20 protein-coding genes are annotated in these 20,757 nt (G+C 73.7%); 4 read left to right on the forward strand and 16 right to left on the reverse strand.

What is annotated here, in order from left to right; genetic code table 11:
• Window positions 1-124: 124 nt before the first annotated feature.
• The 7 genes from pheT to infC form a co-directional block, all read right to left on the reverse strand.
• The gene (gene pheT, locus B085_RS0140445) at window positions 125-2,629 is read right to left on the reverse strand and encodes a phenylalanine--tRNA ligase subunit beta (RefSeq protein WP_018564301.1); all 2,505 of its coding nucleotides are present in this window, start codon (window positions 2,627-2,629) and stop codon (window positions 125-127) included.
• A complete protein-coding gene (pheS, locus tag B085_RS0140450; RefSeq protein ID WP_018564302.1) occupies window positions 2,629-3,762 on the reverse strand; it encodes a phenylalanine--tRNA ligase subunit alpha in 1,134 nt (377 codons plus the stop codon). The genes pheT and pheS overlap by 1 nt, the downstream gene beginning before the upstream one ends.
• Before the next feature lie 135 nt (window positions 3,763-3,897).
• On the reverse strand, window positions 3,898-5,010 hold the full coding sequence (locus tag B085_RS0140455; protein WP_086020788.1) for a sensor histidine kinase: 1,113 nt from the start codon (window positions 5,008-5,010) through the stop codon (window positions 3,898-3,900).
• A gap of 56 nt (window positions 5,011-5,066) precedes the next feature.
• Window positions 5,067-5,900 carry a TrmH family RNA methyltransferase gene (locus tag B085_RS0140460; protein WP_018564304.1) on the reverse strand — a complete coding sequence of 278 codons (834 nt, stop codon included), beginning with the start codon at window positions 5,898-5,900 and terminating at the stop codon, window positions 5,067-5,069.
• 113 nt (window positions 5,901-6,013) lie between these two features.
• Window positions 6,014-6,397 (reverse strand): 50S ribosomal protein L20, encoded by a 384-nt coding sequence (gene rplT / locus B085_RS0140465; protein ID WP_018564305.1) that lies wholly within the window; start codon window positions 6,395-6,397, stop codon window positions 6,014-6,016.
• Between the two features lie 100 nt (window positions 6,398-6,497).
• Window positions 6,498-6,692: a 50S ribosomal protein L35 gene (gene rpmI, locus B085_RS0140470; protein WP_018564306.1), complete on the reverse strand. Its 195-nt coding sequence runs from the start codon at window positions 6,690-6,692 to the stop codon at window positions 6,498-6,500.
• A gap of 118 nt (window positions 6,693-6,810) precedes the next feature.
• Entirely contained in the window at window positions 6,811-7,485 is a 675-nt protein-coding gene (infC, locus tag B085_RS0140475) for a translation initiation factor IF-3 (RefSeq protein ID WP_078620276.1), read from the reverse strand.
• A gap of 338 nt (window positions 7,486-7,823) precedes the next feature.
• On the opposite strand from infC, the gene B085_RS0140480 reads away from it, so the two are divergent.
• Window positions 7,824-8,201 carry a DUF1844 domain-containing protein gene (locus B085_RS0140480; protein ID WP_018564308.1) on the forward strand — a complete coding sequence of 126 codons (378 nt, stop codon included), beginning with the start codon at window positions 7,824-7,826 and terminating at the stop codon, window positions 8,199-8,201.
• 54 nt (window positions 8,202-8,255) lie between these two features.
• Here the strand turns inward: B085_RS0140480 and B085_RS0140485 are convergent, their stop codons facing one another.
• Window positions 8,256-8,990, reverse strand: coding sequence for an SseB family protein (locus B085_RS0140485; protein WP_018564309.1), 735 nt, complete (start codon window positions 8,988-8,990; stop codon window positions 8,256-8,258).
• Between the two features lie 162 nt (window positions 8,991-9,152).
• Here B085_RS0140485 and B085_RS45295 point away from each other — a divergent pair, with 162 nt between their 5' ends.
• Window positions 9,153-10,004, forward strand: a complete 852-nt coding sequence (locus B085_RS45295; RefSeq protein WP_018564310.1) for a serine hydrolase — start codon at window positions 9,153-9,155, stop codon at window positions 10,002-10,004.
• On the opposite strand, the gene mycP is transcribed toward B085_RS45295, so the two are convergent.
• Entirely contained in the window at window positions 9,970-11,163 is a 1,194-nt protein-coding gene (gene mycP, locus B085_RS0140495) for a type VII secretion-associated serine protease mycosin (protein WP_018564311.1), read from the reverse strand. The two genes, B085_RS45295 and mycP, sit on opposite strands and share 35 nt — an antisense overlap.
• Complete coding sequence (locus B085_RS50305; RefSeq protein WP_018564312.1) at window positions 11,160-12,371, reverse strand: hypothetical protein; 1,212 nt, start codon at window positions 12,369-12,371, stop codon at window positions 11,160-11,162. The genes mycP and B085_RS50305 overlap by 4 nt, the downstream gene beginning before the upstream one ends.
• A 147-nt stretch (window positions 12,372-12,518) precedes the next feature.
• Between B085_RS50305 and B085_RS0140505 the strand changes: the two genes are divergently transcribed.
• Window positions 12,519-13,721: an amino acid deaminase/aldolase gene (locus B085_RS0140505; protein ID WP_026251944.1), complete on the forward strand. Its 1,203-nt coding sequence runs from the start codon at window positions 12,519-12,521 to the stop codon at window positions 13,719-13,721.
• A gap of 58 nt (window positions 13,722-13,779) precedes the next feature.
• On the opposite strand, the gene B085_RS0140510 is transcribed toward B085_RS0140505, so the two are convergent.
• Genes B085_RS0140510 through B085_RS0140525 form a run of 4 tightly spaced genes read right to left on the reverse strand, consistent with a single transcriptional unit; the run spans window position 13,780 to window position 18,318 of the window.
• A complete protein-coding gene (locus B085_RS0140510) occupies window positions 13,780-14,697 on the reverse strand; it encodes a DUF2510 domain-containing protein (RefSeq protein ID WP_037733368.1) in 918 nt (305 codons plus the stop codon).
• A gap of 53 nt (window positions 14,698-14,750) precedes the next feature.
• Entirely contained in the window at window positions 14,751-15,539 is a 789-nt protein-coding gene (locus B085_RS0140515) for a 3-oxoacyl-ACP reductase (RefSeq protein ID WP_026251945.1), read from the reverse strand.
• A gap of 8 nt (window positions 15,540-15,547) precedes the next feature.
• Window positions 15,548-16,933 carry an aldehyde dehydrogenase family protein gene (locus B085_RS0140520; protein ID WP_018564316.1) on the reverse strand — a complete coding sequence of 462 codons (1,386 nt, stop codon included), beginning with the start codon at window positions 16,931-16,933 and terminating at the stop codon, window positions 15,548-15,550.
• A gap of 8 nt (window positions 16,934-16,941) precedes the next feature.
• The gene (locus tag B085_RS0140525) at window positions 16,942-18,318 is read right to left on the reverse strand and encodes a glutamine synthetase family protein (protein ID WP_018564317.1); all 1,377 of its coding nucleotides are present in this window, start codon (window positions 18,316-18,318) and stop codon (window positions 16,942-16,944) included.
• Window positions 18,319-18,423: 105 nt separating this feature from the next.
• Here B085_RS0140525 and B085_RS0140530 point away from each other — a divergent pair, with 105 nt between their 5' ends.
• Window positions 18,424-19,128, forward strand: coding sequence for a gamma-glutamyl-gamma-aminobutyrate hydrolase family protein (locus B085_RS0140530; RefSeq protein ID WP_018564318.1), 705 nt, complete (start codon window positions 18,424-18,426; stop codon window positions 19,126-19,128).
• Here the strand turns inward: B085_RS0140530 and B085_RS0140535 are convergent.
• Window positions 19,112-19,564: a GNAT family N-acetyltransferase gene (locus B085_RS0140535; protein WP_018564319.1), complete on the reverse strand. Its 453-nt coding sequence runs from the start codon at window positions 19,562-19,564 to the stop codon at window positions 19,112-19,114. The two genes, B085_RS0140530 and B085_RS0140535, sit on opposite strands and share 17 nt — an antisense overlap.
• Window positions 19,561-20,511, reverse strand: coding sequence for an aminoglycoside phosphotransferase family protein (locus B085_RS0140540; protein WP_018564320.1), 951 nt, complete (start codon window positions 20,509-20,511; stop codon window positions 19,561-19,563). The genes B085_RS0140535 and B085_RS0140540 overlap by 4 nt, the downstream gene beginning before the upstream one ends.
• Window positions 20,512-20,757 lie beyond the last annotated feature (246 nt).

The raw sequence follows: 20,757 nt of genomic DNA on the forward strand, positions 1-20,757 counted from the left end.
GGTGCGACGAACCGGATACCGAGGGGAGTCATTTCACCCGATCGGGCTACGTGACCGGCGGGAACGCCGGTGGGGCGCCCCCGGCGGACCGGGGGCGCCCCACTGGAACGCGACGTCGCGTGCGTCAGGCGCCGCGCAGGGCCGCCCCCGTGCGCTCCGCAGCGGCGGCGACGGCCGCGTCGCGGGCCGCGGAGGCCTCCTCCGCGGTGAGCGTGCGGTCCGGGGCGCGGAAGCGCAGGCTGTAGGCCAGCGACTTCTTGCCCGCCCCGATCTGCTCACCGGTGAAGATGTCGAACAGCCGCAGCGATTCGAGCAGTTCGCCGGCGCCGGAGCGCAGGGCGCCCTCCACCTCGGCGGCCGGGACGGAGCCGTCCACGACCAGGGCGACGTCCTGGGTGGCCACCGGGAAGGTGGACACCCGGGGCGCGACGACGGGGCCGCCGGAGGCGCGCTCCAGACGGTCGAGGTCGACCTCCATGGCGGAGGTGCGCTCCGGCAGGTGGAGTGCCTTGATCACCCGGGGGTGCAGCTCACCGGCGTTGCCGACCAGCACCTCCTCGCCGTCGACGACCGCGAGGAGCGCGGCGCAGCGGCCGGGGTGGAAGGGGGCCTGCTGGTCCTGGCGGACGATCAGCTCGACCCCGGCCTCGGCGGCGACGATCCGCCCCGCCTCGATGGCGTCGGCCCACTGCGTGGGACGGCCCTGGCCCCACCAGCCGGCCTGCTCACGGGCACCGGCCAGGACCACCGCGACGCGCCTCGGCTGGCGCGGGAGGGCGGCGTCGAGCGCGGCGATCTCGGCGTCCGTCGGGCGCCGGTCGACGGGCAGCCGCGGCGGCGCGGGCTCCTCGCCGCTGGGGCGGAAGACCAGGCCGGTCTCGAAGAGCGCGAGGTCGTGCGCGCCGCGCCCCACGTTGCGGCGCAGGGCGTGGAGCAGGCCCGGGAGCATGGTCGTGCGGAGCGCGGGCTCCTCGTCCGACAGCGGGTTGGCCAGCTTGACGGTGATGCGGCGCGGGTCGTCCGCGTCGAGGCCGAGCTGGTCGAAGACGGGCTCACCGAGGAACGGGTAGTTCTGCACCTCGGTGTAGCCGGCCCCGGCGAGCGCCCGGCCGACCCGGCGGCGCAGCTTCTGCGACTCGGTCAGACCGCGGCCGGAGGGCAGGTTCGGCAGGGTGGAGGGCAGGTTCTCGTAGCCCTCCAGCCGGATGACCTCCTCGGCGAGGTCGTTGGGGTCGCGCAGGTCGGGCCGCCACGACGGCACGGTGACGATCAGCTCGTCGGCGCCGTAGACGTCGCAGCCGACCTGCTGGAGGCGGCGCACCACGGTCTCGCGGCCGTACGCCATGCCCGCCACCTTGTCCGGGTGGTCGGCGGGGATGGTGATGGTGTGCGGCGCGGAGGGCGCGATGACCTCGGTGACGCCGGCCTCGGCGGTGCCCCCCGCGAGCAGCACCAGCAGGTCGACGGTGCGCTGGGCGGCGGCGGCCGCGGCCTGCGGGTCGACACCGCGCTCGAAGCGCTTGGACGCCTCGGAGGACAGCTTGTGACGGCGCGCGGTACGGGCGATGGCGACCGGGTCGAAGTGCGCGGCCTCGATGACGACGTCGGTCGTCGAGGCGCCCGCGTCGTCGATCTCGGTGTCGGCGCCGCCCATGACACCGGCCAGGCCGATCGGCCCGCGGTTGTCGGTGATCACCAGGTCCTCGGGGTCGAGGACCCGGACCTGGCCGTCGAGCGTGGTCAGCTTCTCGCCCGGCTGCGCCCGGCGGACGCCGATGACGCCCTCGACGCGGGTCCGGTCGTAGGCGTGCAGGGGCTGACCGAGCTCCAGCATCACGTAGTTGGTGACGTCCACGGCGAGCGAGATCGGGCGCATGCCGGCCTTCTGCAGCCTGCGCTGCAGCCAGATCGGCGAGCCGGCCTCCGGGTCCAGGCCGGTGACGGTGCGCGCGGTGAAGCGGTCGCAGCCGACCGGGTCGGAGACCTGCACCTCGTAGCCGTAGGAGTTCGGGCCGGGCACGTCGAGCAGTGCCGGGTCGCGCAGCGGCAGACCGTAGGCGATGGCGGCCTCGCGGGCGACGCCGCGCATGGACAGGCAGTAGCCGCGGTCGGGGGTGACCGCGATGTCCAGCACCTCGTCGACGAGCTCCAGCAGCTCGATCGCGTCGGTGCCGGCCTCGTGCTCCGGCGGCAGGACGATGATGCCGTGCGAGCCGTCGTCGCCCATGCCCAGCTCGGCGCCCGAGCAGATCATGCCGTGCGAGGTGCGCCCGTAGGTCTTGCGCGCGGAGATCTCGAAGTTCCCGGGCAGCACGCCGCCGGGGAGGATGACGACGACCTTGTCGCCGACGGCGAAGTTGCTCGCGCCGCAGACGATCTCCTGCGGCTCACCGGTGCCGTTGGCGGTGCCGACGTCGACGGTGCAGAAGCGGATCGGCTTCTTGAAGCCGCTCAGCTCCTCGATGGTGAGCACCTTGCCGACCACCAGCGGGCCCTTGAGGCCGGTGCCGAGCCGCTCGACGGTCTCGACCTCGAGACCGGCGGAAATGAGCTTGGCCTGGACGTCGCGGCCGGACTCGCCGGCGGGCAGGTCGACGTACTCCCGCAGCCAAGAAAGCGGGACCCGCATCAGATCTCCATCCCGAACGGAAGGGTGAAGCGCACGTCACCCTCGACGATGTCTCGCATGTCCTCGACGTTGTGACGGAACATCAGCATGCGCTCGATGCCGAAGCCGAAGGCGAAGCCGCTGTACTTCTCCGGGTCGACGCCGCAGGCGGTGAGCACCCGGGGGTTGACCATGCCGCAGCCGCCGAGCTCGATCCAGCCCTCGCTGCCGCAGGTGCGGCAGGGACGGTCCGGGTTGCCGACGGACTCGCCGCGGCAGACGTAGCAGACCATGTCCATCTCGGCGGACGGCTCGGTGAAGGGGAAGTAGTTCGGGCGGAGCCGGGTCGTGATGTCCGCGCCGAAGAGCGACTGGACCATGTGGTCCAGGGTGCCCTTGAGGTCGGCCATGGTCAGGCCCTCGTCCACGGCGAGCAGCTCGACCTGGTTGAACACCGGGGTGTGCGTGGCGTCCAGCTCGTCCGAGCGGTAGACCCGGCCGGGGCAGATCACGTAGACCGGCGGCTCGCGGTCGAGCAGGGAGCGGATCTGCACCGGGGAGGTGTGCGTGCGCAGCACGACGCCGCTCTCCTCGGGACCGGTTCCGGCGGGCTTGTCGCCCTCGACGAAGAACGTGTCCTGCATGGTGCGGGCCGGGTGGTCCGCCCAGATGTTCAGGGCGTCGAAGTTGAACCACTCGGCCTCGACCTCGGGGCCCTCGGCCACCTCGTAGCCCATGGCCACGAAGATGTCCTCGATGCGCTCGGAGAGCGTGGTCAGCGGGTGCCGGGCGCCGCGCGGGACGCGGTCGTACGGCAGGGTGACGTCCACCGCCTCCTCGACGAGCACGCGCTCGTCGCGCTCGCTCTCCAGCACCTCCTGCCGGGCCTTGAGCGCCTGGTTGACCGCGCCGCGGGCCTGGCCGACGCGCTTGCCCGCGTCCGCCTTGGCGTGCGGCGGCAGTGCGCCGATCTCACGGTTGGCGAGGGCGAGCGGCGAGCGGTCCCCGGTGTGGGCCACCTTGACCTCGCGCAGCGCGTCGAGGTCGGCGGCCTCGGCGATGGCGGCGAGCGCCTCGTCGCGCCGGCGCTCGATCTCTTCCGGTTTCAGTGCCTCGACCTCGACAGGGTCGTACGACTTGTTCGGTGCCGACATTTCTTCCCGTTCCGATGTGGGTGATGGCGTGGCCGACCTGCTCGCCCGACCGCTGAATGCCAAGGGTCGAGTCTATCGGGGCCACGGGGAAAGGCTGGTCACGCCCGTCGGGGCCGGTGGATCACCACGCGATGCTCAGACCGTGAAGGCCGGCGCCCCGACGGGCAGGGTAAATCGGAACTGGGCGCCCTTGCCGGGCGCGCGGCCCACCGTGATCGAACCGCCGTGGGCCTCGACGATGCCCTTGACGATGTACAGCCCCAGGCCCGTGCCGCCGCGTTTGCTGCCCCGCCAGAAGCGGGTGAAGACGCGGTTCATGGACTCCTCCGGGATGCCGGGTCCCTCGTCGCTCACGGTCACCGCCGTTCCGGACCATCCGCGCTCGCGCGGCGACGACGAGGGTGCTACGTCAATGGTGACAGTTCCCTCGCCGTGGCGCACCGCGTTTTCCAGCAGGTTCCCCAGGATCTGGTCGACCTTGTCGGGGTCGGCCCACAGCGAGGGCAGCGACCGGGCGACCCGTACGGCGAAGCGGTCCGCGGGCTGTCCGGCGGCGACGAGGGCGTCCACGTGGCGCCGCACCGCCGCGGCGATGTCGACCGGCTGCCGGCGCACCTCCAGACGGCCGGAGTCGATGCGGGAGATGTCGAGCAGCTCGGCGATGAGCCGGGTGACGCGGTTGGCGTCGGCGTGCACGGTCTCCAGCATGAGCTTCTTCTGGTCCTCGGTGAAGCGTTCCCACTTCGCCAGGAGGGTGGCGGTGAAGCCTTTGACCGAGGTGAGGGGGGAGCGCAGCTCGTGCGCCACGGTGGCGATCAACTCGGCGTGGCTGCGCTCGGTCCGCCGCCGCGCCTCGGTACCGCGGAGCGCGACGACCAGCCGGCGCACCGGTCCCGTGGGGTGGTCGCGGACGTACCGGGCGGAGACCAGCACCTCCCGGCCGCCGGGGAGCAGCAGGTTGCGCTCGGGCTGCCCGGTGCGGGTGGCCAGGCCCGTGTACGGGTCGGTGAGCTGCCACCAGCGGCGTCCGTCCAGGTCCTCCAGGGGCAGCGCCTGCTCGATCGGGCGGCCGAGGACGTCGGCGGGGTCGAGCGCGGTGATCCGGGCGGCGGCGGCGTTGAAGCAGAGCACGACCCCGCGCTCGTCGGCGACGACGAGGCCGTCCGGGAGCTCGTCGGCTGTGACGCCGAGTTCGGTCAGGACAGCCGGCCAGCCCTCCGGCGCGCTCCGCGGCGTGCCGCCGTTCATCCTGACGTCCATCCCCGTAACCCCCTCTCCAGGGCGGTCCCCGGGGCGTCACACTACTAGCTCATCGTTACGGAGCGGCACCCTCCGGGAGCACGCTGCGCGCGGGCGGAGGCGTAGAGGCACACGGCGGCGGCCGTGGCGAGGTTGAGGCTCTCGGCGCGGCCGTGGATGGGGACGCGCACCACCTCGTCCGCGAGTGCGCGGGTCTCCTCCGGCAGGCCCCAGGCCTCGTTGCCGAAGATCCAGGCGGTGGGGCCGCCCATCGTGCCCTCGTCCAGTTCGGCGTCGAGGTCGCGTTCCCCCGCGCCGTCGGCGGCGAGCAGCCGCACCCCGGCCCCGCGCAGGCCGTCCACGACGGTCTCCATGGGGACGCCGACGGCGACGGGAAGGTGGAAGAGGCTGCCGACGGAGGCGCGGACTGCCTTGGGGTTGTACAGGTCGACGGAGGCGTCGGTGAGGACGACCGCCTCCGCGCCCGCGGCGTCCGCGCAGCGCAGCACGGTGCCGGCGTTGCCGGGGTCGCGCACATGGGCCAGGACGGCGACGAGCTTGGGCCGGGCGCGCAGCACCTCCTCGAACGGGGTGTCCAGGAAGCGGCACAGGCCGATGATCCCCTGCGGGGTGACGGTGTCCGACATCTCGGCGACGACCTCGTCCGTCGCGGTGAGCACGGGCACCCCGGCGGCGCGGGCCGCGGCGACGATCCCGTCGTGCCGGACGGCGGCCTCGGGGGTGACGTAGACCTCGACCAGGTGGGCCATGGCCTCGCGCACGGCCTGCGGTCCCTCGGCGAGGAAGCGCCGTTCCTTGCCGCGGAAGCTGCGCTTGGCGAGGCGCCGCGCGGCGACGACACGGGGGGATCGCAGGGAGGTCAGCTCGGGGCCGGGCATGGGCGGTGCACTCACTTCGGTCGTCGGTGTCCGGCCGGAAGCGCGGGGCGCGGCGCTCCGGAACGCAGCACGGACCCGCAGGCGCAGTGCCTGCGGGTCCGGAAGAGCGTGGGTCAGGCCGCCTTGGGGGCGTTGACGTCGCTCGGGAGGGCCTTCTGGGCCACCTCGACCAGCGCGGCGAACGCGTTGGCGTCGTTCACGGCCAGCTCGGCGAGGATCTTGCGGTCCACCTCGACGTTGGCGGCCTTCAGACCCTGGATGAAGCGGTTGTAGGTGATGCCGTTGGCGCGGGCAGCGGCGTTGATGCGCTGGATCCACAGCTGACGGAAGTCGCCCTTGCGCTTCTTGCGGTCGTTGTAGTTGTAGACGAGGGAGTGGGTGACCTGCTCCTTCGCCTTGCGGTACAGGCGGGACCGCTGGCCGCGGTAACCGCTGGCCTGCTCGAGGATCGCCCGGCGCTTCTTCTGGGCGTTGACTGCCCGCTTGACGCGTGCCACTAGATAACTCCTTCTAAGGGACCGTGGGGGTGCTCACACGGCCCGAAAACGAATGGGTCCCGGTCCAGCATCGCGCCCCCTGATCGAAGGGGGCGTGCCGTCACTTGCCGAGAAGCTTCTTGATCTTCTTGGCGTCGGGCTTGGCCAGGACGACAGTGCCGGTGAGGGCACGGGTCTTCGTCGACGGCTTGTGCTCAAGCAGGTGGCGCTTGCCGGCGCGCTCGCGGATCACCTTGCCGGAGCCGGTGATCTTGAATCGCTTGCTCGCACCGCTGTGGGTCTTGTTCTTCGGCATGCGCCGTAGTCTCCTCGTCGCTGGCCCTCCCGTCCGCCCGGGGGCGGACGGAGAGCGTCAGTCCTTCATTGCGTTACCCGGAGCGGACTCCGGGTCCTGGCAACGCCGTCAGACGGCGTCAGCTGGCGTCGGCGGGAGCGTCCTGCTCGAGCTCCTGCTCCTGCTCGTGCTCGTCAGGGTCCTTCGGCAGGCGACCGGCCTTGCGGGCGGCCTGCGCCTCGCGGGCCTCGGCCATCGCCTCGGTCTTCTTCTTGTGCGGACCGAGAACCATGATCATGTTGCGGCCGTCCTGCTTCGGCGAGGACTCGACGAAGCCCAGGTCCTGGACGTCGTCGGCGAGCCGCTGCAGCAGTCGGAAGCCCAGTTCCGGGCGCGACTGCTCACGACCGCGGAACATGATCGTGATCTTGACCTTGTCGCCCTGCTTGAGGAACCGGACGACGTGACCCTTCTTGGTGTCATAGTCGTGCGGGTCGATCTTCGGCCGGAGCTTCATCTCCTTGATGACCGTGTGCGCCTGGTTCTTGCGCGCCTCACGGGCCTTCATGGCCGACTCGTACTTGAACTTGCCGTAGTCCATGAGCTTGCAGACCGGCGGGCGTGCGGTCGCCGCCACCTCGACCAGGTCGAGGTCGTACTCCTGCGCAAGCTCCAGTGCCTTGGCAAGCGGCACGATGCCGACCTGCTCGCCACTGGGACCGACGAGTCGCACCTCGGGGACGCGAATCCGGTCGTTGATGCGGGGCTCGGCGCTGATGGGGCCTCCTCGGTAGCACCACGCGACTGACTGGATTGACAGGCGCGTAACGTCTGAAAACTTGGTCCGGCCCGTGAGGAGGCGCGAAAAAACGCCCCATACGGGTCACAGGCGGATGCTCCTCACAACCGGGAGCACCGCCGCGGCATTCCCGCGGGGCGCGTCGGGCACCGCCTCCTCTTCCGGGGACACGGCACCTGACCGGTGACCCGCCGCCCTCGAGGGCCGGCAAGGTGGGAGATCGGAGCCTCCACTTGTGGGCTGGAACGCTCCGTTTCCGTGACGTCCACGGGGTGTCCAGCCGGTCGATCGTCAAGCATACCAGTGTCCGACCGCAGACCGTAATCGGCCGACGTGGGCCTATCGTGTGAGGCATGAGTGACGCCAGCCCCCAGCACCAGTCCCCCTCCGCGGACCGCCCCGACTTCGACACGATGACCCGCGACATCGCGGACGTCCCGGCGGTCGAGGTGATCACCACGGTCGCGGTGCACCTGATGAGCGCGGCGGCGGTGAACCTCGGCCTCGCGGAGGACGGCGACCGGCACAAGGACCTCGACGAGGCACGCAAGCTGATCACCGCGCTGGCCGGCCTGGTCACCGCCGGCGCGACCGAGATCGGCTCCTACCACGCCGCCCCGCTGCGGGACGGCCTGAAGTCGCTGCAGCTCGCCTTCCGTGAGGAGTCCGTCGTCCCCGACGCCCCGGGCGAGGGCCCCGGCGAGAAGTTCACCGGCCCCGTCCACGGCTAGGCCGCCCCGCTCCGTACGTTCGAGACGGCGTCGCCCCCCGCCGGGGCGGCGCCGTCAGCGCGTGAAGAGCGGTTCGCCGGGCAGCCGGGTGTCCGCCGGGAGCAGCGCCAGTTCGATGCCGCGCACCAGCGCGCCGCGCAGCACCTCGTCCGCCGCGAGCGTCGCCGAGACGCGCTGCGCGACCAGCGCCACGTCGGCGCCCGCCTCCAGGACCAGCCCCAGCGTGCCGTCGGCGTCCGCCGAGGGGACGAGGTGCGCGCGGACCACTTCCGGCGCCGTCCCCGCCGCGGCCCGCAGGGCCTCGCGCACCGCGGGGTCGGCCAGCGGGTCCGCTCCCGCGCGGCCCGACGCGACGGCGCGCAACGCGCCGCCGGTCAGCGCGTACGGCACGGGCCCGGCCATGTCGATCAGCAGGGTGTCGGCCTTCTCGTGCGCCAGCGCCTGAAGCGCCTGTCCCAGCGGCACGGCCACCGGCCGCGCGTCCGGCCGCCAGCGCGCCAGGGCTTCCGTGGAGGTGAACGCCGGCAGCGCCTTGCGCCCGTCGGCCGCCTGCAGGGTCGGGACCGCCATGTCGCTGGTCTTCTCCCGGCGCAGCCCTCCCGGTCCCTCCTCGACCTCCCCGAGCAGCGCCACCACCGGCACCAGGAAGCGCGCGCCCGGGAGCGCCGCCAGCACCTCGGGTTCGGCCGACGGATCGGCGTCGTACGCGGCGAGCGCCGCCGCGAGCCGGGGGTCGGCGGTGCCGTCGTCGTCGGAGAAGCCGGAGTCGGGGATGTTCTTGAGAGCCACCTCCCGAGGGTATCGGGGCTGCCCGGCCGCGATCTCTCACGCCCCCTCCATCCGCCTCTCACGGACCGCGCAGTTTCCGTCCCTGGCTTCTCCGGGCATGGCTTACGGGAACCCCGCCGTACGGACGCCGCCGGCCCTGCCCCGCGCGGCACCGTGCGCGGAGTGTCGGCGACCGCGCTGCCGGCGTGCGCCGTGCTCGGCACGGCCGCGGTGACCGCGACCGGTACCGGCGCGGCGGCGAACGTGGCGATCGTGAAGGTGAGCGAGGAGCCCCGGATGGTGTGGAGCGAGGTACTGGCGACGGCGCTGCGGGACGTGTCGGGGGACCCGGGGGCCCGCTACTCGGTGGCGGTGCTGGACACCGCCACGGGCGGCCGGGCGGTGCACGGGGACGGGCGGTACGACACGGCGAGCATCGTCAAGGTCGACATCCTGGCGGCGTTGCTGCTCCAGGCCCAGGACGCTGGGCGGGACCTGACGGCGCAGGAGAAGGCCTGGGCCGAGGTGATGATCGAGGACAGCGACAACGCGGCGGCCAGCGCGCTGTGGCGCGCGATAGGCCGGGGCGCCGGGCTGAACGCCGCCAACCGGCGCCTCGGGCTCACCTCGACCACGGCGGGCAGCGGGCCGCTGTGGGGGCTGACCCAGACCACGGCGTCGGACCAACTCACGCTGCTGCAAAGCGTCTTCGGCACCGACGGCGCCCTCGGCACGGCGTCCCGCGCGTATGTCCGGCGGCTGATGGGACGCGTCGCGGCCGCGCAGGCCTGGGGCGTGCCGACCGCGGCCGACGGCTCCTACGAGGTCAAGAACGGCTGGCTGCGGCGGAGTACGACCGGGCTGTGGGACATCAACAGCATCGGCCGGGTCAGGGCCGGCGGGCGGACGTATCTGGTCGCCGTGGTCTCCCGCGGCAGCACGACGCAGGCCGCCGGCATCACGCTGGTGGAACGGGCCGCGCGGGCGGCGGTCGGGTCCTTCAGCCGTGCCGCCGGCCGTTCCGGGAGTTCGTGAGCCGGGGCCGCAGCCACAACAGGGCCGCCGCGGCGACCAGTCCGGTGCCGGCGACCGCGAAGACCACGGCGATGCCGTCGCCCAGGGTGTCCCCGTCGGCCGCCGCTGCCGCCTTCGCCGCGTCGGGACCGGCGCCGAAGTACTTGCGCGTGTAGGGAACGGCACTCGGCACGACGGCCTCGGGCTCGACCTTGGCCGCAGCCTTCAGCGCGGCCGCCGGGTCCACCAGGCCGTGGCCGACGGCGTCGTCGCGGCCGCCCGCCGGGGAACTCCGGGCGGTGTCCTCCAGCAGCCGCTTCACCTGGGCGGGACTGAGCCGGGGGTAGGCGGAGCGGACGAGCGCGGCCGCGCCCGACACATACGCGGAGGCGGTGCTGGTGCCCCAGCCCTCGTAGTAGCGGCGGTTGGGGTCGGCTATCACGACGTCGACGCCCGGCGCGGCGACCGTCGCGTACCAGCGGCGGGTGGAGAAGGCGGCGCGGGAGCCGTAGCGGTCGACGGCGGCCACCGCGATGACGCCCGGGTACGCCGCGGGGTAGGAGGCCCGGTTGCCCTGCTCGCCGCCGTTCCCTGCGGAGGCGACGACGACCACGCCCTTGCGCAGGGCGTACTGGACCGCGTCGTCCTCCTGCGCCTCGGGGTGGGCGGTGCGGCTGTCGTCGCCCAGGGAGAGGTTGATGACGTCGGCACCGTGGTCGGCGGCCCAGCGGATGCCGTCGGCGAGGGCGCTGCCGCGCGTGGTGCGGGCCTTCTTCCGCTGCGGGTCCTTGTCCTCCAGGATCACCCGCACCGGAAGGATCCTGGCCTCCGGGGCGATGCCCAGCACGCCGTCGGAGCCGCCGGGGCCATGGCCGTGACCGGCGATGATCCCGGCCATGCCGGTGCCGTGCCGGGCCCAGGCGACGTCGCCGCGGCGGGCCCCGAAGCCGACCATGTCCTTGCCATCGAGGACCTGGCCGGACAGGTCCGGATGGGTGCCGTCCACGCCCGTGTCGAGGACGGCGACGGTGACGCCCTTGCCCTTCGTCCGCTGCCAGGCCTCCTGCGCGTGCAGCGCGTCCAGCGCCCAGTCCGCGTCGCGTACGGCGTCGGCGTGGGCCGGGACGACGGGCAGCAGGACGAGGGCCGCTGCGGTCATCGCGGTGGCCAGTCGCCTCATCCGGAACCTCCCGTCGGGGTGGCGGTCAGCGAGCCCGCGGCCCGGCGGGCCCGGTCGGCGACGGCGTCGGCCAGCGCGTCGGCCTCGTGCCCCAGTCCGGCCTGGGCGGGCGCGGTCGTGGCGCCCGCGCTCACGGCCGAGGCGGCGGGCTGCGGGACGGCGATCTCACGGCCGTCGGCGAAGCCGCTCACCGCGTACACGACGACGGGCAGGTCGGCGGCGACCGTGACGGTCCAGCTGGCACGCTGGCGGTCGCCGAAGCCGTCCGCGACGGTGCCCGGGAAGGCGACCGGACGGGGCATCAGATCACCGCGGGAGCCGAGGCGTTCGGAGATCCAGCGGTTGTGCAGCTTGCGCATCGTGGGGGCCTCGGCCTTGGTGACGAGGAGTCCGACCGTGGTCACGGCGCTCGACGTGGCGTCGGCGTAGGTGGCGCGCAGCAGTTTCACGCAGCCGGCGGGACGCAGCACCTTCGCCAGCAGCGGGTCGAAGGCCTCCCGGCAGTCGCCTGCCGGTGCGACGCCGATCCGTGTCCAGGTGCGTTCGGCGCCGCCCGGGCCGAGGCCCTTGCCGTGCAGGGTGGCCGGGAAGAGCGTGCCGACGGGCGTGCTGTGCCACAGGCCGCGGGCGAGGGCGAAGTCGCGCCTGCTCGCCTCAGCCGCCGTGGGGGTGGGCGCGGCCGGGTCGTGGTTGATCCACACGCCGGCGCCGGCGCCGCCGAGCAGGCCGAGGCCCAGCACCAGGCACAGCGCGGCGGCGGCCGTGCGGGGCCGCGCCCGGGCGGCGTGCGTGGGGGCGTGTGGCGGCCGGGGAGGGTACGGCGGCTGCGCCGAGTGCGGTACGGGCGAGGACCAGGCCGCCGCCGGGGGGTGCGCGGGCGGCGGGGGCGGTACGGGGCCGGCCGGGTAGGCGACGCCGACGGGGCCCCGCTCTCCCGCGGGTCGCGGGTACGGGGGCGCCGGCACCGGTGCCGTGCCGTACAGCTCCCGCGGCGGCCCGCCCTCGGCCCCGCCGCCGGCGGCGGGGCCCGCGGCGGCCCAGGGCGCGGACGCGCGGCCGGGGGCGGCGCCGGCCGCCCACTGGGCGGAGGCGGAGGTGTGCAGGGCGGAGCCCTGGGGCGGAGCGGAAGCGTGCGGCGGCGGTATCGGGCGCGGTGGGGACCAGCTCGGCCGGGGGGTCGCTCCCCCGTTGTCGAAACCGGCGCTCACCCGGTGCCCCCTCACGGCCGCACGGCGGACGGCCCGTTCACACGATGGACTGCGGCGTCACTCTACTGGGCGCGGCGACGTCACGACGCGTCAGTACGGATCACTTGCCCCTACCGCTCGGTAGGGGCATTCTGGCAAGCTTCGCGCATGTCTGATCAGGGAGCAGCTCGCGCCCGGTACGACCGGGCCACCGCCCACCTCGACGCGCCGGTGGCGATCGTCGATCTGGAGGCGTTCGACGCCAACGCGGACGACCTGGTCCGCAGGGCGGGCGGCAAGCCGATCCGGGTGGCGTCCAAGTCGGTCCGCTGCCGTGCCCTCCTGGAGCGGGTGCTGGAGCGGGACGGCTTCGCGGGCGTCATGTCCTTCACCCTCGCAGAGTCGTTGTGGCTGGCGCGCTCGGGCTTCGACGACGTCCTGCTGGCGTACCCCTCGGCGGATCGTTCCGCCTACGCGGAGCTGGCCGCGGACCCGAAGCTGGCGGCCGCGGTGACCGTCATGGTCGACGACGTGGCGCAGCTCGACCTCGTCGACTCCTCCCGCGCGGGCGGCTCCGAGATCGTCCGGGTCTGCCTGGAGCTGGACACCTCGCTGAAGATGCTGGGCGGCCGGCTCCGCATCGGGGCGCTGCGCTCCCCGCTCCACCAGCCGGAGCAGATGGCGGCGCTGGCCCGGGAGGTGTCCCGGCGGCCCGGCTTCAAGCTGGTGGGGATCATGGCGTACGAGGGCCATGTGGCCGGCGTCGGCGACTCGGTCAGCGGCCGGCCGCTGCGCTCGCGGGCGGTGCGGCTGATGCAGGCGGCGGCGCGCCGGGAGCTGGCGGCGCGGCGCGCGGAGGCCGTGCGGGCGGTGCGGGAGGTGGCGCCCGGGCTGGAGTTCGTCAACGGCGGCGGCACGGGCAGTGTGCAGAGCACGGCCGCCGAGGACGCGGTGACGGAGATCGCCGCCGGATCGGGTCTGTACGTGCCGCGGCTGTTCGACAACTACACCTCCTTCCGGGGCCGTCCGGCGGCGCTGTTCGCGCAGCCCGTGGTGCGGCGCCCGGGCGTGGGTGTCGTCACCGTCCTCGGCGGCGGCTACCCGGCCTCGGGCGCGGCCGGCCGGGACCGGCTGCCCGTCCCCTTCCTGCCGCAAGGGCTGCGCTACGACCCGCAGGAGGGGCCGGGCGAGGTGCAGACGCCGCTGCTCGGGACGGCCGCCGATGATCTGCTGATCGGCGACAAGGTCTGGTTCCGGCACGCCAAGGCGGGTGAGCTGTGCGAGCGCTTCGACACGCTGCACCTGGTCGAGGGGGACCGGGTGGTGCGGGCGGTGCCGACCTACCGCGGTGAGGGCAGGACGTTCCTCTGACGCGCGGACGCCCCGGCCGGACGGACCGGACCGGGGCGCCCTCGTGCGGGGACGGGGGTCACACGCCGGTGCCGCCACCGGAGCCCGAGGCCTTGATGCCCTTGGTGATCTCGTCCATCACGGCGAGGCCGGGCGCCTTGGGGTTGATGTCGAAGCCGTAGCGGACGAGCACGAGCCTTTCGGGGTCCGACGGCGAGGGGAACACCAGCGACTGGACGTAGCCGTCGTCGCCCCTCTCGGTGACGACCTTCCAGCGCACCAGGTAGCCCTGCTCGCCCGCGACCGCGACCTTCTGCGACAGCAGCTGCGTGTGCGAGGTGATGTCGCCGTAGATCTTGCCGCCGTAGGCCCCCTCGGCGTTGGCGGAGATGTCCTCCTTGGCCGCGGCCTCGGCGGTGGTGGACTTCAGCTTCACCGACACGGCGGGCATCGAGAAGACGCCGCCGCGCAGGCAGTTGCTCGAGGGGTCGCCGGGGCAGGCGTACTCGCCCACGGTGAGCTCCGCGAGCCCGTACCGGCTGGTGGTGCCGGTCCAGCCGTCGGGCACGGGCAGGCTGACGCCGTCGACGGCGTCCAGGGCGAAACCGGGCTCGCTCTTGGGCAGGTCCGGCGGGCCGCCGCCGTCCGGGCCCTGCCCGGGGGCCGTGAGGGACGGGGCGGGCCGGGCGGAGTCCGCGCTGCCGCCGCCTCCCTTGCCGAGGGCGACGACACCTCCGACCACGGCACCCGCCACCACGACCGCGGCGATGACGGCGATCGCGATCAGACCGCCGCGCCGTTTGCCGGGAGCCGGCGGGAACGCGCCGGGGTGGCCGGGGTACTGGGGATGGCCCGGCGCCCCGGCGCCGAACGCCGGGGCGGGGGGTGGAGCGGTGCGGGTGTACTCGGTCCACTCGGTCCCGTCCCACCAGCGCTCCAGAGCGGGCCCGTTGCCTGTCTGCCCGGGTTCTGGGTACCAGCCGGGCGGGGTCGTCATGGTCACGGCGTCACCCTAAGGCCCGGGCCTTAAGATTCCCGTCAGTCGTCCGGTCACAGAGGGGTCACGTACGCCCCCGCGATACCCCCGTCCACCAGGAACTCCGCCCCTGTGATGAAGGACGCGTCGTCGCTGGCGAGGAAGGCGACGGCCGCGGCGATCTCCTCCGCCTCCGCGAAGCGGCCCACCGGGATGTGCACCAGGCGGCGCGCGGCGCGCTCCGGGTCCTTCGCGAACAGCTCCCGCAGCAGCGGGGTGTTGACCGGCCCCGGGCACAGCGCGTTGACCCGGATGCCCTCCCGGGCGAACTGCACGCCCAGCTCGCGGGACATCGCCAGCACGCCGCCCTTGGACGCGGTGTACGAGATCTGCGAGGTCGCCGCGCCCATGACGGCGACGAAGCTCGCGGTGTTGATGATCGAGCCCTTGCCCTGGCGCTGCATGTAGGGCAGCGCCGCCTTGCAGCACAGGTACACCGAGGTGAGGTTCACCTCCTGCACGCGCCGCCACGCGTCGATGCCGGTGGTCAGGATCGAGTCGTCGTCGGGGGGCGAGATGCCCGCGTTGTTGAAGGCGACGTCGACCGAGCCGTAGGTGTCGTACGCCGCCTTGAACAGCGCCTCCACCTGTCCCGCGTCGGTCACGTCGGCCTCGACGAACAGCCCGCCGGTCTCCTCGGCGGCCGCCTTGCCCGCGGCCTCGTCGATGTCGGCGCACACCACGTGCGCGCCCTCGGAGGCGAGCCGGCGCGCCGAGGCGAGCCCGATGCCGCTGCCGGCGCCGGTGACCACCGCCGTCCGGCCCACCAGGCGGCGGCACACCACTGCTTCTGCTTGCGTCATTGCCGGGATCACTCCTCCGTGCTGATGAAGACGTTCTTGGTCTCGGTGAAGGCGGCCAGCGCGTCCGGGCCGAGCTCGCGCCCGAGCCCCGACTGCTTGAACCCGCCGAACGGTGTCCAGTAGCGCACCGAGCTGTGGGAGTTGACCGACAGGTTGCCGGCGGCGGTGCCCCGGGCCAGCCGCAGGGCGCGGCCGACGTCCCGGGTCCAGATCGAGCCGGACAGGCCGTACGGGGTGGCGTTGGCCAGGCGCAGCGCGTCGGCCTCGTCCTCGAAGGGCAGGACGACGGCGACCGGGCCGAAGACCTCCTCCACCGCGACGCGCCCGGCCGGATCGGCGGGGGTCAGCACGGTCGGCGGGTACCAGAAGCCCTTGCCCTCCGGGGCCGTGCCGCGGATCGCGACGGGCGCGTCGGGGGCCACGTACGAGCGGACGCGCTCCCGCTGCGCGGCGGAGATCAGCGGGCCCATGTCGGTGGCCGGATCGGCGGGGTCGCCGACGCCGACGGCCAGGACGGCGGGCTCCAGCAGTTCCATGAAGCGGTCGTACACCTGCCGCTGCACCAGGACGCGGGTGCGGGCGCAGCAGTCCTGGCCGGCGTTGTCGAGGAAGGCCATCGGCGCCGTCGCCGCGGCCTTCTCCAGGTCCGCGTCGGCGAAGACGATGTTCGGCGACTTCCCGCCGAGCTCCAGGGTGACCCGCTTGAGCGTGCCGGCGCAGGTGGCCATGATCTGCTTGCCGACGCGGGTCGAACCGGTGAAGACGATCTTCGCCACGCCCGGATGCTCGACCAGGGCCGCCCCCGCGACCGGACCCTCGCCCGGCAGCACCTGGAAGAGGTGCTCGGGCAGTCCCGCCTCCAGCGCCAGGTCCGCCAGGCGCAGCGCGGTCAGCGGGGTGGTCTCGGCGGGCTTGAGGATCACCGCGTTGCCCGCCGCGAGCGCCGGGGCGGTCCCCCAGGCGGCGATGGGCATGGGGAAGTTCCAGGGGGCGATGACGCCGACGACGCCGAGCGGTTCCAGGAAGGTGACGTCGATGCCGCCGGGCACCGGGATCTGCCGACCGCTGAGCCGTTCGACACCGCCCGCGGCGTAGTCGAGCAGGTCGCGGACGTTGCCGGCCTCCCAGCGGGCGTTGCCCGCGGTGTGCCCGGCCTCGCGCACCTCCAGGGCGGCCAGTTCGCCGACGCTGGCGTCCACGGCGGACGCGAAGCGGCGCAGCAGCCTGGCCCGGTCGGCCGGGGCCAGGGCCGCCCAGGCGGTCTGGGCGCGGGCCGCGCGGGCCACGGCGGCGTCGACGTCCTCCCGGCGCGCCGCGGGGACGGTGGCGATCACCTCCTCGGTGGCCGGGTTGAGCACGTCCAGCGCTTCGAGCGGTTCGGGTGCTTCGGGCACTCGCTGCCTCACATGCGTTCGAAGGAGCGGTAGCGCTCCCAGTCGGTGACGGCCGTGTCGTACGCGTCCTGTTCGACGCGGGCCATGTTCAGGTAGTGCTCGACGACCTCGTCGCCGAAGGCCGCTCGGGCGATCGGGCTGGCCTCCCACAGCTCGGCGGCCTCGCGGAGCGTGGCCGGCACGTGCGCGACGCCGTCGCTGGCGTAGGCGTTGCCGGTGACGGGCTCGGGGAGGGTGAGCTTCTGCTCCACGCCGTGCAGACCGGCGGCGATCATCCCGGCGACGGCGAGATAGGGGTTGACGTCGCCGCCGGGCACCCGGTTCTCCAGGCGCAGCGCGGACGGGGAGTGCCCTACCACGCGCAGCGCGCAAGTGCGGTTGTCCGGGCCCCAGGCGACGGCGGTGGGGGCGAAGGAACCGGGCCGGAAGCGCTTGTAGGAGTTGATGTTGGGCGCGTACAGCAGCGAGAAGTCGCGCAGCGCGGCGAGCTGCCCGGCCAGGAAGTGCCGCATCGTCTCCGACATGCCGCCCGGCTCGTCACCGGCGAAGACCGGCCGTCCGTCCTCGTCGCGCAGCGAGAGATGGATGTGGCAGGAGTTGCCCTCGCGTTCGTTGTACTTCGCCATGAACGTCAGGGAGTAGCCCTCCTGAGCGGCGATCGACTTGGCGCCGGTCTTGTAGACGCTGTGCTGGTCGCAGGTGACCAGGGCCTCGTCGTAGCGGAAGGCGATCTCGTGCTGGCCGAGGTTGCACTCGCCCTTGGCGGACTCCACGCGCATCCCGGCGGCGCCCATCTCGTTGCGGATGCGGCGCAGCAGCGGCTCGACGCGGCCGGTGCCGAGCAGGGAGTAGTCGACGTTGTACTGGTTGGCGGGGGTCAGGTCGCGGTAGCCGTTCGTCCATGCCTGCTCGTAGGTGTCCTTGAAGACGATGAACTCCAGCTCGGTACCGGCGTACGCGGACCAGCCGCGCTCGGCGAGCCGCTCGGTCTGGCGGCGCAGGATCTGCCGCGGCGAGGGGGCGACCGGGGTCGAGCCGTGGTCGAGCAGCCGCAGGTCGGCGATGACGAGCGCGGTGGCGGCGTCCCAGGCGGTGATCCGCAGGGTGCCGAGGTCGGGGTGCATGGCGAAGTCGCCGTAGCCCCGCTCCCAGGAGGACAGGGCGTAGCCGTCCACGGTGTTCATGTCGGCGTCGACGGCGAGCAGGTAGTTGCAGCCCTCGGTGCCGTGCTCCAGGACGTCGTCGAGGAAGTGCCGGGCGGCGAAACGCTTGCCCTGGAGGCGCCCCTGCATGTCGGTGAAGGCGACGACCACCGTGTCGATCTCTCCGGAGTCGACGCGTCGCCGCAGGTCGTCGGTGCTGAGCGGGGCTGTTCGGTGCACCACGGGTGATCACCTCTCCTACCGTCCGACAGGTGATCCAAAAGTACGGGCCCGGGGCTCAGTTGGGTACGGTGCAAGAAGAAATCCGCGCGTCGCAGGGAGGCTCCCGTGGCCCGTCCGCTGATCGGTGTCAGCACCTACTGGGTCGGCTCGGCCCGCTGGGGCGGCTGGGACCTGCCCTCCGCCCTGCTCCCCGCCGGGTACCCGCTGCTCGTACGGCGCTCCGGCGGCCTCGCCGCGCTGCTCCCGCCGGACGACCCCGCCCACGCCGCGGACGCCGTGGCCCGGCTGGACGGGCTGGTGGTCGCCGGCGGCCCGGACGTGGAGCCCGCGCGCTACGGCGCCGAGCCCGACCCGCGCACCGACCCGCCGGCGCGGGAACGCGACGCCTGGGAGCTGGCCCTCATCGACGCCGCGCTCGCCGCCGGGGTGCCCCTGCTGGGCATCTGCCGAGGGATGCAACTGCTCAACGTCGCCTTCGGCGGCACCCTCACCCAGCACATCGACGGCCACCGCGGCCCCCGGGTGGGCGTGTTCGGCAGCCACACCGTCAAGCCGGTCCCCGGCACGCGCTACGCGGAGGCGGTGCCGGAGGCCGCGACCGTGCCCACCTACCACCACCAGGCGGTGGACGCCCTCGGCCGGGGGCTGGTGATCAGCGCCGAGGCCGAGGACGGCACGCCGGAGGCCGTCGAGCTGCCGGGCGACCGCTTCGTACTGGGGGTCCAGTGGCACCCCGAGATGGACGAGGACGAACGGGTGATGCGCGCCCTGATCGCCGCGGCGGCCGGCGCGGTCAGAGCTGCATCTTGAAGCCGACGTGCGAGGCCGTGAAGCCGAGGCGCTCGTAGAAGCGGTGCGCGTCGGTGCGCGCCCGGTCCGAGGTGAGCTGCACCAGCGTGCACCCCAGGCGGCGGGACTCCTCGACCGCCCACTCGATCAGCTGCGTCCCCAGGCCGCCGCCCCGGGCGTCGCGGTGCACGCGCACCGCCTCGATGACCGAGCGCGTCGTGCCGCGCCGTGACAGCCCCGGTATCACCGACAACTGCAGCACGCCGACCGGAACGCCGTCCCGCTCGGCGACGACCACGTGCTGCCCGGGGTCGGCGACGACGCGTTCGTACGCCGCGTAGTACGGCTCCAGGTCGTCCGGGGTCTCGCGGCCCCGGCCGAGCCCGTCGTCGGCGAACATGGCGACGACGTCGGGGATGTCCTGGCGGGTGACGGGGCGGAAGTGGAGGTCGCTCATGCCCGCAGCGTAGGACTCAGCCTGGTGCGCAGCCACGACAGGGCCGCCTCCCCCTGCGCCCGTTGGAAGGCCCGCAGTGTGGGCAGCCCCGGGGGCGCCGGCCGGCGGGCGTGGACCAGGAACATCCCGGTGAGAGCCGCCAGCGCCGCGTCCACCGCCGCCGGGTCCGCGTCGCGCGCCGGCGGGTGGTCCGTGAAGAGCCCCTCCGGATCCGGGCCGCCCTGCATCACGATGCTCGGCAGCATGCAGAGCAGGTCGAACCACGCGGTCGACGTGCAGGCCCACGGCCAGTCCACGAACACGACCCGGCCGTCGGGGGTCAGCAGGATGTTGTCCGCCCGCAGATCGCCGTGGGCGAGTGTGTCGCCGGCCACGGCCCCGGGCCAGCCCGACTCCAGGGCGGCGAGGTCGTCCAGATGGGCCGCCGCCCAGGGATCGAGGCCGCCCAGGTCGTCGGTCCCGGCGTCCCGGTCCGCGGCCAGGTCCGCCCAGCAGCCGAAGCTGCCCGCGAGGCGTTCGGCGGCCGGGGGCGCGGCGACCGGACTCGGCGTCAGCCGGCCGGCCAGGCCGTCCAGCGCGTCCATGACGCGGCGCAGTTCCTCCGCGTCCCAGGGGTCCGTCGGGTGGCGGCCGGCCACGTCCTCGAAGGCGAGGACGACCCAGCCGTCCTGCTCGAAGGAGTCCAGCAGACGCGGTGCCGGAACGTCCCGGGGCAGGTCGGCGGCGATCCGGGCCTCGGCCCGGTGGATGTGCGGGGAATCCGGGTTCTGCGTCGGGCTCACGGCCTTGACGAAGGCGCGGCGGCCGTCGGTGAGGGAGAGGCGGGCCGCCACGCCCGGGGAGAAGCCGCCCGTCTGGTCGGCGGCGCGGGCCACGGGGGCGCCCAGGCGTGCCTCGACGGCGGTGGAGAGGTCACGCGGCAGGGAGGCCCAGGTGGCACGTGTCATGCCCCGAGGATCGCGGGCTTCGCCCGCGGGGGCCAACGGGTTTTCCGGAGACGTCCGGGGTCGGTTGTTGCGGCGGTGGTCGTGTGCGGGTGCGTTGCGCCTGCGGCGGGCGTCCATCCGCCCTCCCTCCCTCCCCCAGCCTTCGGCCGGGGGGGACCCCCATCCGGCGCGGTCAGTGGACGCCTCGCGCGCGTGGTGGGCCGGGGCCTCTGGGGCTGCACGTCCTGGACTGGGTTATCTACGTGC

The organism is Streptomyces sp. BoleA5, from assembly GCF_000373665.1.
Taxonomy (GTDB): Bacteria; Actinomycetota; Actinomycetes; order Streptomycetales; family Streptomycetaceae; genus Actinacidiphila.